At 60.1% G+C, this 14,113-nt stretch carries 12 protein-coding genes and 2 pseudogenes; 2 read left to right on the top strand and 12 right to left on the bottom strand.

What is annotated here, in order from left to right:
* Positions 1–26: 26 nt before the first annotated feature.
* The 3 genes from AC1RQB_RS03860 to argH all read right to left on the bottom strand — a co-directional run bounded on the left by AC1RQB_RS03860 (position 27) and on the right by argH (position 3,255).
* Complete coding sequence (locus tag AC1RQB_RS03860) at positions 27–791, bottom strand: amino acid ABC transporter ATP-binding protein (RefSeq protein ID WP_007900205.1); 765 nt, start codon at positions 789–791, stop codon at positions 27–29.
* 10 nt (positions 792–801) lie between these two features.
* Positions 802–1,680 carry an amino acid ABC transporter permease gene (locus AC1RQB_RS03855; protein ID WP_063343603.1) on the bottom strand — a complete coding sequence of 293 codons (879 nt, stop codon included), beginning with the start codon at positions 1,678–1,680 and terminating at the stop codon, positions 802–804.
* Between the two features lie 147 nt (positions 1,681–1,827).
* Positions 1,828–3,255: an argininosuccinate lyase gene (argH, locus tag AC1RQB_RS03850; protein ID WP_063343604.1), complete on the bottom strand. Its 1,428-nt coding sequence runs from the start codon at positions 3,253–3,255 to the stop codon at positions 1,828–1,830.
* 305 nt (positions 3,256–3,560) lie between these two features.
* On the opposite strand from argH, the gene AC1RQB_RS03845 reads away from it, so the two are divergent.
* Positions 3,561–4,526, top strand: a complete 966-nt coding sequence (locus AC1RQB_RS03845; protein WP_063343605.1) for a LysR family transcriptional regulator — start codon at positions 3,561–3,563, stop codon at positions 4,524–4,526.
* A 375-nt stretch (positions 4,527–4,901) separates the two neighbouring features.
* Here AC1RQB_RS03845 and AC1RQB_RS03840 read toward each other — a convergent pair whose 3' ends face one another.
* From AC1RQB_RS03840 to AC1RQB_RS03820, 5 genes and pseudogenes are all read right to left on the bottom strand, one after another.
* Positions 4,902–6,281, bottom strand: coding sequence for a UDP-glucose dehydrogenase family protein (locus tag AC1RQB_RS03840; protein ID WP_063343606.1), 1,380 nt, complete (start codon positions 6,279–6,281; stop codon positions 4,902–4,904).
* Positions 6,278–6,691 carry a 4-amino-4-deoxy-L-arabinose-phosphoundecaprenol flippase subunit ArnF gene (arnF, locus tag AC1RQB_RS03835; protein ID WP_063343607.1) on the bottom strand — a complete coding sequence of 138 codons (414 nt, stop codon included), beginning with the start codon at positions 6,689–6,691 and terminating at the stop codon, positions 6,278–6,280. Before arnF ends, AC1RQB_RS03840 begins: the two co-directional genes overlap by 4 nt.
* Positions 6,688–7,032: a 4-amino-4-deoxy-L-arabinose-phosphoundecaprenol flippase subunit ArnE gene (gene arnE, locus AC1RQB_RS03830; protein ID WP_063343608.1), complete on the bottom strand. Its 345-nt coding sequence runs from the start codon at positions 7,030–7,032 to the stop codon at positions 6,688–6,690. The genes arnF and arnE overlap by 4 nt, the downstream gene beginning before the upstream one ends.
* Positions 7,029–7,289: pseudogene (locus AC1RQB_RS03825) on the bottom strand (lipid IV(A) 4-amino-4-deoxy-L-arabinosyltransferase); the annotation flags it as partial. The gene arnE and the pseudogene AC1RQB_RS03825, both read right to left, overlap by 4 nt.
* Before the next feature lie 99 nt (positions 7,290–7,388).
* Positions 7,389–7,466: pseudogene (locus AC1RQB_RS03820) on the bottom strand (DegT/DnrJ/EryC1/StrS family aminotransferase); the annotation flags it as partial.
* A gap of 175 nt (positions 7,467–7,641) precedes the next feature.
* Here AC1RQB_RS03820 and AC1RQB_RS03815 point away from each other — a divergent pair.
* Positions 7,642–8,580, top strand: coding sequence for a site-specific integrase (locus AC1RQB_RS03815; RefSeq protein WP_032830466.1), 939 nt, complete (start codon positions 7,642–7,644; stop codon positions 8,578–8,580).
* A 9-nt stretch (positions 8,581–8,589) separates the two neighbouring features.
* Here the strand turns inward: AC1RQB_RS03815 and AC1RQB_RS03810 are convergent, their stop codons facing one another.
* The 4 genes from AC1RQB_RS03810 to AC1RQB_RS03795 all read right to left on the bottom strand — a co-directional run bounded on the left by AC1RQB_RS03810 (position 8,590) and on the right by AC1RQB_RS03795 (position 14,077).
* Positions 8,590–9,345, bottom strand: coding sequence for an ABC transporter ATP-binding protein (locus tag AC1RQB_RS03810; protein WP_063343610.1), 756 nt, complete (start codon positions 9,343–9,345; stop codon positions 8,590–8,592).
* Complete coding sequence (locus AC1RQB_RS03805; protein ID WP_063343611.1) at positions 9,339–10,400, bottom strand: FecCD family ABC transporter permease; 1,062 nt, start codon at positions 10,398–10,400, stop codon at positions 9,339–9,341. Before AC1RQB_RS03805 ends, AC1RQB_RS03810 begins: the two co-directional genes overlap by 7 nt.
* A complete protein-coding gene (locus AC1RQB_RS03800) occupies positions 10,397–11,581 on the bottom strand; it encodes an ABC transporter substrate-binding protein (RefSeq protein WP_063343612.1) in 1,185 nt (394 codons plus the stop codon). The genes AC1RQB_RS03805 and AC1RQB_RS03800 overlap by 4 nt, the downstream gene beginning before the upstream one ends.
* Before the next feature lie 63 nt (positions 11,582–11,644).
* A complete protein-coding gene (locus AC1RQB_RS03795; RefSeq protein WP_063343613.1) occupies positions 11,645–14,077 on the bottom strand; it encodes a TonB-dependent receptor in 2,433 nt (810 codons plus the stop codon).
* Positions 14,078–14,113 lie beyond the last annotated feature (36 nt).

The following is a 14,113-nucleotide window of genomic DNA, read 5'->3' as shown; positions in this document are numbered from 1 at the left end:
CAGCTCTTGATTTGCGAGGCTGGCGCTTAGGTTCGAACGGCAGAAATGAAGCTTTGGGTGCGTGGGTTTTGCGGACTTATTAGTATTTCTTCGGGGCTTCCAGCCTCCACGATCTGTCCTTCGTCCATGAACACCATGCGGTTGGAAACCTCGCGAGCGAAGCCCAGTTCATGGGTGACGACGATCATGGTCATGCCGGTCTGCGCCAGATCGCGCATCACCGACAGCACCTCTCCGACCAGTTCCGGGTCGAGTGCCGAAGTGGGTTCATCGAACAGCATCAGCTTGGGGCGCATGGCCAACGCGCGGGCAATCGCCACTCGTTGTTGCTGACCACCCGACAGTTCGATCGGGTAGCTGTTGCGTTTGTCGGCCAGGCCGACGCGAGCGAGCAATTCCAAGGCTTCTTCGTGCGCCTCTTTGGGCGAACGCTTGAGCACCTGGCATGGCCCTTCGATGATGTTTTGCAGCACAGTCATGTGCGGGAACAGGTTGAAACGCTGGAACACCATGCCGGTCGCCAGGCGCTGACGGGCGATCTGCGACTCGTTGAGTTCGTGCAACTTGTTGCCGACGATGCGGTAACCCACCAGTTCGCCGTCGACCCACAGGCCGCCCTTGTCGATTTTTTCCAGCTGATTCACGCAGCGCAGCAGGGTGCTCTTGCCAGAGCCGGACGGGCCGATGATGCACAGCACTTCGCCTTGCTCGACCTCGATGTTGATGTCCTTGAGTGCGTGGAAATGGTCGTAGTACTTGTTCAGGCTCACGGCCTTGACGATGCTTCTCATGTGGGGCTCCTCAAGAACGCTTGCCGGCGCCGCGAGCGAAACGACGCTCCAGACGGCTTTGACCAAAGGACAGAACAGTGACGGTGGCCAGGTACCAGATACCGGCGACGATCAGCAGCTCCATCACGCGGGCGTTGGCGTAGTAGATGTTCTGGGCGTTGTAGAGCAGTTCCGAGTACTGGATGACGCTCGCCAGGGAGGTCATTTTCACCATGCCGATGAACTCGTTGCCCACCGGCGGAATGATGATCCGCATGGCCTGGGGCAGGATTATCCGGCGCAAGGCTTGCAGGCGTGGCATGCCGATCGACTTGGCAGCTTCGTACTGCCCGGTGTCGACCGAGAGCAGACCGGCGCGCACCACTTCGGCGGTGTAGGCGCCCTGGTTGATGCTCAAGCCGAGGAGGGCGGCGGCGAAGGGCGTCATCAAGCTCACGGTGTCCATTTCGAACAGGCCGGGGATGCCGATGGTGGGGAAAATCAGCGCCAGGTTAAACCACAGCAGCAGCTGCAGAATCAGCGGCGTACCGCGAAACAGCCAGGTGTAGGTCAGCGCCACATAGCGCAGGATCGGGTTGGCCGACATGCGCATGATCGCCGTGATCACCCCGAACACGATGCCCAGCGCCATCGCCAGCACCGCCATGACGATGGTGTTGAGCAAGCCCCACATAATGGCCTGTGAGGTAAGGAACTGGCCGATGTACGACCATTCGATCTTGCCTTCGGCGAAGGCCCGTACCAGACCGACAATCGCAATCACGATCACCGTGGCGAAGAAAATCCGCCCGTAGTAACGCCGTGGTACATGCTGGTACTGCGTGATATCGAACTGGTTTTCCGCCAGTTTGCGCTCCGCCTGGAGTCGTTCTGCCTGAGTCTGGCTCATGTTGGTTCTCCGTACTCTGATATTTCAGGTCAGCACAGTCCCTGTGGGAGCGGGCTTGCCCGCGATAGCGGACTGTCAGTCAACAAAAATGTGGATGTGATGGCCTCATCGCGGGCAAGCCCGCTCCCACAGGTTTTGTGCTCTGACTTAAAGGCGAAAGCCCTGATAGTTCTCGGTCCATTGCTGCTGGGCGGCGAGGGCGGTTTTCAGTCGGCCGATCTGCTCGCGCACCTGTTGCGGCGCGGTGCCACCCCAGCCGCTGCGGGCGGCGATGGCGGCTTCCAGCGTCAGGCTGTCGCGCACTTCAGGTTTGAGGCGCGAATCGATCTCGGCCAGCAGCGCCGGGGATGCTTCCCACAATTCGATCTCATGTTTCTCACAGGCCTGGACCAGTGCGCCGGTGATTTCGTGTGCTTCCTTGAACGGCACGCCGCGCACCGCCAGCCAGTCGGCCACTTCGGTAGCGAGGGTGAACCCCAGCGGGGCCTGACGACGCAGTTCTTCGACGTTGACCTTCATGGTCGCGACCATTCCAGCCATGGCCGGCAGCACCAGCAGCAGCGTGTCGACGCTGTCGAGCACGCCGTTCTTGTCTTCACTCAAGTCGCGGTTGTAGGACAGCGGCAGGGATTTGAGGGTCGACAGCAAACCGGTCAGGTTACCGATCAGGCGACCGGCCTTGCCCCGAGCCAGTTCGGCGATGTCCGGGTTTTTCTTCTGCGGCATGATCGAACTGCCGGTGGCGTAGGCATCGTCCAGCGCGACCCAGCGAAATTGCCGCGACGACCACAGGCAGAATTCTTCGGCGAGGCGGGAAATGTTGATCCCCAGCATGCTGGCGATAAACAGGAACTCGGCAACGTGATCGCGGCTGGCCACCGCGTCAATGGAGTTTTCACACACGCCGCTGTAGCCCATTTCCTTGGCCGACTGCTGCGGCAGACGCGCGATAGCGGAACCGGCCATGGCCGCCGCGCCGAGTGGCGACAGCGAGGTGCGTACATCCCAATCCACCAGGCGCTGCACGTCACGCAGCATCGATTGGGCGTGGGCCAGCAAGTGGTGAGCAAAGACGATTGGCTGGGCCTGTTGCAGATGGGTGAAACCCGGGCAGATGCTCTCGATGTGTTGCTCGGCCTGATCCACCAGCGCTTGTTGCAAGGCCAGCACTTCGACGGCCAGGGTGCGCACGTGATCACGCAGGAACAGCCGCAGGTCGTTGGCGGTCTGGTCGTTGCGCGAGCGGCCGGCGCGCAGCTTGCCGCCCAGTGCGCCGAGGCGTTCGGTCAGCAGGCGCTCGATGAACGTGTGGACGTCTTCGTCATCCAGCGTCGGCGCGATGCTGCCGGCACGGAAGTCATCACCGATACGCTCCAGGGCGTCGAGCATGGTCTGGGTTTCCTGCTCGCTCAGAAGCCCTGCGCGCTGCAATTCCCGGGCATGCGCCTTGGATCCGGCGAGGTCATACGGGGTGAGGCGAAAGTAGCGCTCGGGGCAACGGGACAGGGCCGCCAGGGCTTCGGACGGGCCGCTCTTGAAGCGGGCACCCCAGAGACGGTCGGTGGTTTGAGACATTGTTGTTTTCCTCGTCGTAAAGCGAATTGAAATCGGTATGCCGAGCCTGAAACACCCGCCGAAAATCATTCGGGCGTGGTTCGGCTCAATCAAATTCAAGGGCAGGGGAAAAGCGCAGTTGCTAAATGGCGAGAGCTGATCGAAGTGTCAGCTTTTAATAGTTCGAAATCAGTGAGTTGGCACTGATCGGCGGGATTTATTAACGGTTGCCAAGCCTTGTTTTCTGTGTTCATTATTATTAGCCAGCACTGTTTTTGTTGTTGGACACAGATTGTTGAATAGGGCGCCAGAGGTAAATAAGCATTATGGAAACCCCACTTTCCAATTCCGGAAACCCGCCGCCAAAATCGGTACATCGGGCACCGCTGGCCCTCAGCGGTCTGGACTTCAAACTGCTCAAAGTATTCAAGGCTGTGGTCGAGGCTGGCGGCTTCAGTGCAGCGCAGAATGAGCTGAATGTGGGCCTGGCGGCCATCAGCAAACAGATATCCGACCTCGAGATTCGCATCGGCATGCGCCTGTGTACCCGAGGGCGGGAAGGTTTTCACCTGACCGAAGAAGGGCGTCTGGTGTACCAGGCGTCAATCGATTTATTTGCCTCGGTCGACAACTTTCGTGACCGGCTTAGTTCGGCGCAGAATGAACTTATTGGCGACCTTGGGGTGGGTGTTATTGATAATACGATTACCGACGATAATTCACCGTTAGTTGCGGCGCTAAGAAAAATAAATGAAGAGTCGCCGAAAGTAAGGTTTCAACTTCAGGCGTCTCAGTTAGATGAGGTGGAAAGGGGCGTCGTCGAGGGGCGGTTAGTGGCCGGGATCGTGCCGGTTTATCAGAAAAGAGAGGAGTTCGATTACTTCCCGCTTTATGAAGAACGCTCGTACGTGTATTGCGCTGTCGGCCATCCGCTGTTCTCGGTGCCGGAGGCGGAGATGGGCAGCAATGTGCTGCAGGATTACGAGTGCATCAACCACCGTTACGCGATCCATCGAGACAAACTGAATTTTGCCCGCTACGACAGCTTTTCTGCCTCGGCGACTCAAGTGGAAGCCGTAGCGCTGCTGGTCAAGACCGGCCGTTTCGTCGGCTTTCTGCCCGAGCATTACGCGGCAACCCTGGTGGCTCAGGGACAGTTTCGGGCGGTGCGACCGGAGCTGATCAACATCGTCACGCCGTTCAATTTGATCCTGCGTCACAACACTGTGCGTAGTCCGCTGGTAAAGGCATTTGCCCAGGCGTTGGGGGTGGATTTGAAGGCGTCGTTTTGACGCTAACGCAGCGTCAAGCGCATCGCACAGCGTCGCTCCCCCGGCAAACCGTGGTTGCTTTCATTGTTCAACACCGCCGTTAAACGTGGGCCGATTTCAGTCCGGCTCAAAGTTTCAAAACCGAGTTGCCGATAAAACGATTCATTCCAGGGCAAGTCGTGAAACGTAGTCAAAGTCAGACCGTGGAGTTCTCGTCTTCCAGTGCCGTTAACAGCAACTAGCGGCCAGCGCCCAGGACAAGACTGCGTACACCGAGTTCATGTAGGAGCTGCCGCAGGCTGCGACCCTTTGATCTTGATCTTCAGCAACTTCAAAGCCGTCAGAAGATCGCAACCTTCGGCAGCTCCTGCAAAGGGGGGCTGGAAGATGGGCGCGTCACGCCACGACCGAGGCCGCTGGCCATTGCTGATGAGGAATCGGCAGGTTGCGTGATTCGCCACGGCCCATCGGGAAGTACAGGAAGCCACTGCGGGCCAGGCGTTCGGCGTCGTACAGGTTGCGCCCGTCGAAGATCACCGGAGCGTTAAGCCGTTGCTGAATCAGGTTGAAGTCCGGCGCCTTGAACTGCTGCCATTCGGTGCAGATGATCAGTGCGTCCGCACCCGCGAGCACCGATTCTGGCGTACCCATGAGCATCAGCTTCGATTCGTCAGGGTAAAGGTGTTGGGTTTCCTGCATGGCCTCCGGGTCGAACGCCCGCACATAGGCCCCGGCAGCCCACAGCGACTCCAGCAGTACCCGGCTCGGCGCATCGCGCATGTCGTCGGTGTTGGGTTTGAAGGCCAGGCCCCACACGGCGAAGGTTCTGCCGCGCAAGTCGCCCTTGTAGAAGGCGTTGATGCGTTCGAACAGTTTGTGTTTCTGTCGCTGGTTGATGGCTTCCACTGCTTGCAGCAGGTCGCTGGAGCAATGGGCCGCTTCGGCACTGTGAATCAGCGCGCGCATGTCCTTGGGGAAACACGAGCCACCGTAACCACAGCCGGGATAGATGAAGTGATAACCGATGCGTGAATCGGCGCCGATGCCCAGCCGCACCGATTCGATGTCGGCGCCCAGGTGTTCGGCCAGCTCGGCGATCTGGTTGATGAAACTGATCTTGGTCGCCAGCATGCAGTTGGCGGCGTATTTGGTCAGCTCGGCGCTGCGCAGGTCCATGAACATGATGCGGTCATGGTTACGGTTGAACGGGGCGTAGAGATCGCGCATCACATCGCGCACGTCATCGCGTTCACAGCCGATGATGATACGGTCCGGGCGCCGGCAATCGGCCACGGCCGAACCTTCCTTGAGAAATTCGGGGTTGGAGACGATATCGAACTGCAGCAGTCGACCGACCTTGAGCAGGCACTTGTCGATATGCGCGCGCAGCGTATCGCCCGTGCCCACCGGCACCGTGGATTTCTCCACCAGAATCACCGGTTGTTCACGGTGACGCGCCACCGCTTCACCCACCGACAGCACGTGGCGCAGGTCCGCTGAACCATCGTCCCGGGATGGCGTGCCGACGGCGATGAACAGCACCTGGCCATGTTGCACCGCGAATTTTTCGTCGGTGGTGAACTGCAAACGTTTGGCTTCCAGGCTTTCGCGCACCAGGCTGGCCAGCCCCGGTTCGAAGATGCTGACGTGGCCTTGTTGCAGCAGCGCAACCTTCTTCTCGTCAATGTCCATGCACACCACGTCGTGGCCGACTTCAGCCAGGACGGCAGCTTGCACCAGGCCGACATAACCGCTACCAAATACGCTGATTTTCATGGAGCTCTCCTGATTGTGGGCGCGTGAGCAGGTCGAGAATTGATGGTGATGACACCGAGGATGACCAACGCCACCCCCAGGGTTTTCGAAAGGCTGAAGGATTCGTTGAACAGCGGCAGGCTGGCGGCCAGCACGTACACCAGCGCGTAGCTGATGCTCAGCAGTGAATACGCCCGCCCCAGGGGCAAATCCCGCAGGGCGGCGAGCCAGGTGAACATCGACACGGCATAGGCAAGGATGGCGGCCAGCACGACGGCCACGGCGAACATATCGACGCTGCCGTTGCTCAGGGCGGGTACCAATTGTTCGGGATGGGGCAAACGGGTCATGCTCCAGCGCATGCCCAACTGTGCGGCGCTGCCCAACATCACGCTGCCCAGGGCGAAGGCGAGTCCGCGACGCAGGCTCATGCGTGTTGCCCCAGCAGCACCACGCCAGCGATCACCAGCGCCACGCCCAGCCAGTGACGGCGGTCGATGGTTTCGTGAAAGACGAAGCGGGCGACCAGGGTGATCAACACAAAATTCAGGCTGAGCATGGGATAGGCGACGCCGACTTCGAGGCGCTGCAACACCAGTAGCCAGACCAGCAAGCCCAAGCCCAGAGAGGCGAGCGCCAGCCACAGCCACGGCGAATGCAGTTTCTCGCCCCAGCCTGATGTCTTGCCGCGCCAACTTTCCACGGCGTACTTCTGGGCGATTTGGCCCAGGCAGGTCAGCAGGCAGGCAGCCAATACGAGCAGCAGGCTCATGACACCCCCTGAGGAAAGATCAGAATCACCAGGTTGCCTTGTTCATAACGTTTGCCATCCTTGGGCAGTCGTTCGATTTCTTGCAGCTCGCCATCGCCCTTGACCCGCATCACCACGCCGACCGAACCACTCTGGCGGGCTTCGCGCATCCACTGTTGCACCTTGTCCGGGTCGACCCGCTGCTTCACTGAATCAGCATAGGCGAGGTCATATTTCAATTCGCCTATCGTGTTGTATAACGCCACGTCGGGGCGTTTTCACGTGCCAGGTCAGGCCAGGGCTGAAGCGGCGCCGGCCAGCATAATGGTCTCGCTCGTCACACCCGTTGATATCCAGTCAAGCAGACGTTTGGCATTGGCGAGGCCATGTTTGTTGGCCAGTGTGTAGAGCCGATCGAGGTCGAACGCCGCGCCAGCGTAATGGACCGGAATGATTGGCGATAAGCCAAGAAGCCATCAATTGACTTTTTCGACCATGACCGGCAGCGTGACGGCCCCTCGGGCTGGTCGAATGCAAGTAATAGCCTGACAGGAGTTCCTCGTTTTTATATTAAGTACATTTCATTGTTCAGTTGTTTTGTTGAACTTTATTCATTTCAAGGCCGTTTCATTGATTGACTTACCTGCTACTGAATCCATCGCTTCAAAAGCCAACCCGTTAACCCTGTACCTGGCGCGTCTGGCACCGTCCAGCCAGTTGACCATGCGTTATGTATTGCAGGACGCCGCCGACCGTCTGGACTTCGAAGACATGAACATCGAAGAGATTCCCTGGCATCAACTGCAGCCCGAGGATGTCGTTGCACTGGTGGCGACCTTGCGCGAAGACGGCTACGCGCCCAATACCTCGTCGCTCTACGTTAATGCGGTGCGCGGGGTGATGAACGAAGCGTGGCGCATGAGCCTGATCAGTCAGGAGCATCTGCTGAAAATGCGTTCGGTCAAAGGCATTGCCGGCACGCGGCTGTCCCAGGGGCGCAACCTCAAGCGCACGTTGATTCGCGACTTGATGGAGGTCTGCGCCGCCGATCCTCGGCCACAAGGGCTACGGGATGCGGCAATCATCGGGATTCTGTACGGTTCCGGGATGCGCAAATCGGAATCGGTGAATCTGGATCTCGCCCAGGTGGATTTCACCGAGCGCAGCCTGTGCGTCACCGCCAAGGGCAACAAACAGCTGATCAAGTACGCGCCAGCCTGGGCCTTCGCCAAACTGGATGCGTGGCTGGAGTTGCGGCGTTCGCAGTTAAAGGAGGGCGAGACGGATGATCCGTTCCTGTTCAACCGCATCCGCCGTGGCAGCCACATTACCCGCGAGCGCATCACCAAGCATGCGATCTACTACATTGCCCGGCAACGCGGTGCGCAAGTCGGGGTGAAAATCATGCCGCACGATTTCAGGCGGTCATTCATCACCCGAGTGATTGAAGAGCACGACCTGTCGATCGCGCAGAAACTGGCCCACCACAGCAACATCCAGACCACGGCCAATTATGATGTGCGCGACGACAATGAACGCCGTCGGGCAGTGGACCGCTTCGACCTTTGACGGCGGGTTTCAGACGATATCGTCGATCAGAATGTGGCTTTGGGCACGGCTGCATTTCTCGATCCGCGCTTTGACTTTGTAGACCTCGCGTAGCATCTGCTCAGTGATCACTTCATCGCTGGGCCCGCTGCCGTGGCTGGTACCGTTGGCGATGACCAGCACCTGATCGGCAAAGCGCAGGGCCTGATTCAGGTCGTGGATCGCGATGAACACAATCACCTCGCGTTTGCGCGCCAATGCCCGCATGAAGTTCAGCACTTGCACCTGCCGATGCATGTCGAGGGCGCTGGTCGGTTCGTCCATCAGCAGGATTTCCGGCTCGCGCACCAGGGTTTGTGCAATCGACACCAGTTGTTGCTGGCCGCCACTGAGTTCGCCGAGGTTACGGAAAGACAGCTCGGTGATCCCCAGCGCGCCAAGGATATCGTCCACCAATCTCAACTCGTCGTCGTGCACGACCCAGCCAGGCGTCAGTTGTTTGCGCGCCAGCAATACTGACTCGTAAACCGTCAGGCGGGCGCTGGCGTTCAGGCCTTGCGGCATGTAGCTGATGCCTTGTGAGCCCTTTTTTGAGTCTTGCAAAATGACTTGGCCTGGCCCATCGATCAGCCCGGCGATGCGCTTGAACAGGGTCGACTTGCCCGCCGCGTTCGGCCCGACCACGGCGACCACCTGGCCACCGGAGAAGGTCGCGGTGGTCACGCCGCAAATGATCTCGCGCTGGCCGTAGCGGGCGCCGAGGTTCTCAAGCTGGATCTTCACCATGAGTTTTTCTTCCCGCTGAGAATCAGAAATATGAAGAACGGCACGCCAATCAACGAGGTGACCACGCCAATGGGAAATATCGCGCCCGGGATCAGGGTTTTACTGACGACCGAACTGGCGGACAGGATCAGCGAGCCGGTCAACAGCGAGGCGGGTAAAAAGAAGCGCTGATCTTCGCCAATCAGCATCCGCGCGATATGCGGCCCGACCAGGCCGATAAAGCCGATGGTGCCGACAAATGCCACCGGAAACGAGGCGAGCAGACTGACCATGATCAGCGTCTGAAAGCGCAGGCTGCGCACGTTGATCCCGAAACTCGCGGCCTTGTCATCACCCAGGCGCAGGGCGGTCAAAGCCCAGGCGCGTTTGGCGAAAATCGGCAGGGTGATCAGGATTACCAGGCAGATCACCCCGAGTTTTGGCCAGGTGGCTTTGGTCAGGCTGCCCATGGTCCAGAACACCACCGCCGCGACCGCTTGTTCGGTGGCGAAGAATTGCACCAGCGCCAGCAGCGCATTGAAGGTGAACACCAGCGCAATGCCGAGCAGCACGATGGTTTCCGCCGTCACGCCACGGCGCATGCTCAGGAAGTGGATCAGCAGGGCGGAAAGCATCGCCATGATGAAGGCATTCACCGGCACCATGTACTGCGCCGCCAGCGGGAACAACGCCACGCCGAAGGCCAGGCCCATGGCCGCGCCGAAACTGGCGGCGGCAGAAATGCCCAAGGTGAAAGGACTGGCGAGGGGGTTGTTGAGGATGGTCTGCATCTGCGCGCCGGCCAGCGACAACGCCGCGCCGACCGCCACCGCCATCAGCGCCACCGGCAGACGGATTTCCCACATCACCACCCGCACTTGCGCCGATGCGGTGTCCGGTGAAAACAGCGCATTGAGCACTTCGCTCAAGCTGTAACTGGCGGGGCCCAGGGCCAGATCCAGCAACACGCTGCACACCAGCAACACCACCAACGCCGCGAGGATCAGCCGTTTGCGCAGCACCAATTGGCGGTAGGTATCGCGCTGCACGATCTGTACTTCACCCAGAGAACTCATTGACGGCTCTCCTTCAGGCTGACGAAGTAACCCGACTCGTACGGTACCGGCAGGAATCGTTCATGCAGTTCGCGAAATGAGGCGTCGGGATCGAGGTCGGCAAACAGTGTCGGGTGAAACCATTTGGCGAGTTGCTGGATGGCCACGAATTGGTAAGGGCTGTTGTAGAACTGGTGCCAGATCGCATGAAACGCCTGAGTGTCCTGAGCCTTGATCCCGGCATATGCCGGGCGCTGGGTGTACCAGGCCAGTTTGCGTCGGGCCTCTGTGAGGTCGGCGCCCGGGCCGACGCCGACCCAACGCCCACTGGGCGCGAAGGCTTCCCAGTTGGCACTGGTCACGACCACGTGATCCGGGTTGGCGACGATTACCTGTTCAGGGTTCAACTGGCCGAAGGTGCCCGCAATGATGCCTTTGGCGATGTTGTTGCCGCCGGCCATCTCGACGAAACGACCGAAGTTCTCATTGCCGAAACTCAGGCAACAGTCGTCGGTGTAACCGCCGATACGCTCGATGAACACGTTCGGGCGCGGCGCTTGACTGGCCTTGATGACGTCGGTGACGCGGCGGATCTGCTGGTTGCGAAAATCGATGAACGCGTCGGCACGCGCTTCCTTGCCGAACAGCTTGCCGAACAGGCGCATGGTCGGTTCGGTGTTGTCCATCGGGTTGTTGCGAAAATCGACATAAACCACCGGGATGCCCAAGGCGTCGAGTTTCTCGATGTAGCGAGCGTCTTCAGTGGCATGTTGGGCTTCGATGTTGAGGATGATCACGTCGGGCTGCTGCGAGATCGCTTGCTCGATGTCGAACGTGCCGTCTTCAAAGCCGCCGAAGGTGGGGATCTTTGCGATGTCGGGGAATTTGCGCAGGTAGGCGCCGTAGGTGTCCGGATCGGACTGGATCAAGTCCTTGCGCCAACCGACGATGCGCTCGATCGGGTTCTGCGTATCCAGTGCGGCGACCAGGTACAGCTGTCGACCTTCGCCGAGAATCACCCGTCTGACCGGCAGGTGCACCTTGACCTCGCGGCCCAGCAAGTCAGTCACCGTGACTGCTGCAGGGTCCTGAGCGGCGGCGACCGCATTGCGCGGCGACAGTGAAAAAAACAACGCCACGCCCAGTACTCCTGCCAATAGCAGGGCAACGAAGGCGTGGCTGCGTCGATAAACAGATGCCATGGTTAAAGCCTTTACAGGGCCAGCCCCAGCAGCAGCTCAGGCCACTGCTCGGGCTGAACGTTTTCAGAAATCGACGGAGGCCGACAATTGCAGGGTGCGCGGCGAACCTTGGGAGAAAGCGCCGTAAGACGCGACACCGGACCAGTACTCACGATCGAACACGTTCTGCACCGTCGCCCGGAACGTGGTGGGGCGTTCTGCGATGCGGGTGGCGTAACGCGCGCCAACATCGAAGCGAGTCCATGGGTCGAGTTCCTGGGTGTTGGCCTGGTTCACGTATTGGCTGCCGGTGTAGATCGCGCCGCTGGTCAGCGTCAAACCTTCGACCCACGGGGTGTCCCATTCGGCCCAGAGGTTGGCCTGAACCTCGGGCACACCCACCGGTTTATTGCCGCGATTGGCGGCGGTGCCGGTTTTGGTCAGTTCGGCGTCGAGCAGGGTCACGCCACCGAGCAGGCGCGTGCCTTGGGCGATTTCACCGAACACGTTCAACTCGACGCCACGGTTGCGTTGCTCGCCTTGCACCGAGAACACGCCGTTGGCCAGTTCGCCGCTGGGCTTCTTGATCTGGAACAGGGCGAGTGTAGAGGTGAAGGTGCCGTAGTCGACCTTGACCCCGACCTCCTGTTGCCGGGAGATGTAAGGTGCGAAGATCTCGCCCGAGTTCGAGGCCGTGGCAGGCGCAATGTCGCCTTTGCTCAAGCCTTCGATGTAGTTGTAGTAGAACGAAACGTGATCCCAGGGTTTGACCACCACCCCGAACAGCGGCGTGGTTTCGCTTTCATCGTACGAGGTGGTGACCGCGCCGGCGGTGTTGTAGTTATCGGACTGGATATTCTGTTTGCGCAAGCCGAGGGTGACCTGCAAACGTTCGTCCATCATCGACAGGGTGTCGGCCAGGGCCACGCCGGACAGTTCGGTCTCGGAGACTTTCAGCGCATCGGGGCTGGCAATCGATGGTTTCGGACGGTCGACCGGGTGATACATGTTCGACAGAACCGCCGGGCCGGAGTTGATGCCCCTGGACAACTCGTCACGGTAACGGGTGACTTGCACGGTGGTGCTGTGGCTGATCGGGCCCGTGTCGAAGCGCACGCGGGCACCGGCATCGACGGTGTAGCGCTCGACTTCGAATTTGTAATAGCCGGGGACCGAGCGCGTATCGCCAGCGCTGTTGAGGATGGTCGGGGTCTGGTCGGACATCCGCGCGACATCCGACTTGCCGCCGCCAGCGTGGGCGAACACGGTCAGGGTGTCGTTGAGGTCGTACTCGGCGCCGAGCAAGGCGGATTTATCACGGGTTTCAGACCAACCCCAGTCCTGGCTGACGTTAGTACGGCCATTGGCTGCGGACGGAATCTCCACGCCGGAAGCAACGAGGAACGGTCGTGACGCGGCGTCGAATTGTTCCTTCTGGCTGATCAGGTCCAGGGTGGTGCGCAGGCGGTCACCCTGATAATCCAGCGAGATCGAACCGATATCGACGTCACGGGATTGATCGTCGATGGCGGTGTCGCCTTGCTGGGTGCTGCCGTTGATGCGCACGCCGAACTGGCGTTCCTCACCGAAGCGCCGACTGACGTCGATGTGCCCGCCGATCTGCGAGTTCATGGCGTAACTGGCGGTGAACCGGGTCAGGTCTTCATCGAGAGAGCGCTTGGGCACCACGTTGATTACGCCACCGACGCCGCTGTTGGGTGACATGCCGTAGAGCAGGGCGCCAGGGCCTTTGATCACTTCGATGCGTTCGGCGTACTCGGTGAATACCCGATAGTTGGGGGCCACGCCGTACACGCCGTCGAACGCCAACTCACCGAGATTGCCTTCACCCACCGGGAAGCCGCGGATGAAGAAGGAATCGACGATGCCACCGGTCTGGCCCGTGGAACGCACCGAGGAGTCGCGCTCCAGCACATCGGCCACGGTAACCGCCTGCTGATCCTTCATCAGTGCCGAGGTGTAGTTGCTGACGCTGAAGGGCGCGTCCATTACATCTTTGTTGCCCAGCATGCCGAGGCGCCCACCGCGGGCGACCTGACCGCCTGGATAAGCTGGCGGCAGGCTATTGGTGCGAGCGTCGATGCCGTTGACCGTGGTTTCGTCAAGGGTCAACCCGCCTGCACTGTCGGCCGGACGCGGTGCCAGGGTATAGCTGCCGTCATTGCGCGAGACGATTTCCAGCCCGCTGCCGGCCAGCAATCGGCTGAGCGCTTCCTGCGTCGAGTAAGTGCCCGACAGGCCCGGGCTGGTCAGGCCTTCGGTCATCGAGGGCTGAAATGACAGGGCAATGCCGGCGTCCACGGCAAATCTCGACAACGTTGCACCCAATGGCCCCGGTGCAATGTTGTAGGCGCGGGTAGCTGCGGCATCCAGCTGTACCGGCGCGGCGGCCGAGGCTGTCGGGCTGACGGCACCGGTCAGGGCAAGGCTTAGCAACGCGCTACGGACAGCCAGTTTCAACGAGCGATCCGAACACTGAGGGCGTGCAACGAACATGGAGTGATGACCCTTTCGACGAGGTTGAGAAGTTCT

The sequence above is a fragment of the Pseudomonas sp. GW822-FHT02E03 genome, assembly GCF_058802325.1.
The sequence above is the reverse complement of the archived record's forward strand: the minus strand, read 5'-3'. Positions and strand labels throughout refer to the sequence as shown.

What these genes read in the sequence shown, in the direction of transcription:
- AC1RQB_RS03860 (WP_007900205.1), bottom strand. Translation starts at nt 791, where the DNA reads ATGAGAAGCATCGTCAAGGCCGTGAGCCTGAACAAGTACTACGACCAT.
- AC1RQB_RS03855 (WP_063343603.1), bottom strand. Translation starts at nt 1,680, where the DNA reads ATGAGCCAGACTCAGGCAGAACGACTCCAGGCGGAGCGCAAACTGGCG.
- argH (WP_063343604.1), bottom strand. Translation starts at nt 3,255, where the DNA reads ATGTCTCAAACCACCGACCGTCTCTGGGGTGCCCGCTTCAAGAGCGGC.
- AC1RQB_RS03845 (WP_063343605.1), top strand. Translation starts at nt 3,561, where the DNA reads ATGGAAACCCCACTTTCCAATTCCGGAAACCCGCCGCCAAAATCGGTA.
- AC1RQB_RS03840 (WP_063343606.1), bottom strand. Translation starts at nt 6,281, where the DNA reads ATGAAAATCAGCGTATTTGGTAGCGGTTATGTCGGCCTGGTGCAAGCT.
- arnF (WP_063343607.1), bottom strand. Translation starts at nt 6,691, where the DNA reads ATGAGCCTGCGTCGCGGACTCGCCTTCGCCCTGGGCAGCGTGATGTTG.
- arnE (WP_063343608.1), bottom strand. Translation starts at nt 7,032, where the DNA reads ATGAGCCTGCTGCTCGTATTGGCTGCCTGCCTGCTGACCTGCCTGGGC.
- AC1RQB_RS03810 (WP_063343610.1), bottom strand. Translation starts at nt 9,345, where the DNA reads ATGGTGAAGATCCAGCTTGAGAACCTCGGCGCCCGCTACGGCCAGCGC.
- AC1RQB_RS03805 (WP_063343611.1), bottom strand. Translation starts at nt 10,400, where the DNA reads ATGAGTTCTCTGGGTGAAGTACAGATCGTGCAGCGCGATACCTACCGC.
- AC1RQB_RS03800 (WP_063343612.1), bottom strand. Translation starts at nt 11,581, where the DNA reads ATGGCATCTGTTTATCGACGCAGCCACGCCTTCGTTGCCCTGCTATTG.
- AC1RQB_RS03795 (WP_063343613.1), bottom strand. Translation starts at nt 14,077, where the DNA reads ATGTTCGTTGCACGCCCTCAGTGTTCGGATCGCTCGTTGAAACTGGCT.